The sequence below is a fragment of the Cupriavidus basilensis OR16 genome (assembly GCF_000243095.1).
GTDB classification, from domain to species: domain Bacteria; phylum Pseudomonadota; class Gammaproteobacteria; order Burkholderiales; family Burkholderiaceae; genus Cupriavidus; species Cupriavidus basilensis_D.
The window spans coordinates 1-739 of record NZ_AHJE01000241.1 but is presented as its reverse complement, the minus strand read 5'-3'; the positions used below and the strand labels follow the sequence as shown (position 1 = coordinate 739).

Here is a 739-nt window from a genome sequence, read left to right as displayed (position 1 = left end):
AGGTGAGCGCCTCGGTCTGGTCATGCGTGACGTAGATCAGCGTCAGCTGGAATTCGTGGTGAATCTCCTTGAGCTTGCGGCGCAACTGCCATTTCAGGTGCGGATCGATCACCGTGAGCGGCTCGTCGAACAGGATGGCCGATACGTCTTGGCGCACCAGCCCGCGTCCGAGCGAGATCTTCTGCTTGGCGTCGGCCGCCAGGCCGCTGGCGCGGCGGTCCAGCGACGCGGACAGATCCAGCATCTCGGCCACGCGGCCCACGCGCTCCTTCACCTGGGCCGCGGGCACGCCGCGGTTGCGCAAGGGGAAGGCGAGGTTTTCGCCCACCGTCATGGTGTCGTAGATGACCGGGAACTGGAACACCTGGGCGATGTTGCGCGCCTGCGGCGTGGCCGCGGTCACGTCGCGGCCGTCAAACGAGACCGTGCCGTGCGACGGCCGCTGCAAGCCGGAAATGCAATTGAGCAAGGTAGTCTTGCCGCAGCCGGAGGGTCCAAGCAAGGCGTAGGCACCGCCGTCATTGAACGTGAACTTCAGCGGCAGCAGCGCGTAGTCCTCGTCCGATTGCGGATCGGGCCGGTACGAATGGGACAGGTCGAGGTCGATGCGTGTCATCTCAGGCTCCCAGCTCGGCGGTGGCGGGGGCGACCCTCTGCGACCGGCTGGGCGCATGGATGCGCATGCCGGTGGCGTCGAACAGGTAGAGCTGCGCGGGATCGAGGTGCAGCGTAAGCGGCG

The 739-nt window shown here is 66.6% G+C and carries 1 protein-coding gene; it reads right to left on the bottom strand.

The features are described 5' to 3' along the window. Window positions 1-616 (bottom strand): ABC transporter ATP-binding protein (locus OR16_RS38480; protein ID WP_006164741.1); only part of this gene is annotated, 616 nt, incomplete at its 3' end. Window positions 617-739: the final 123 nt, after the last annotated feature.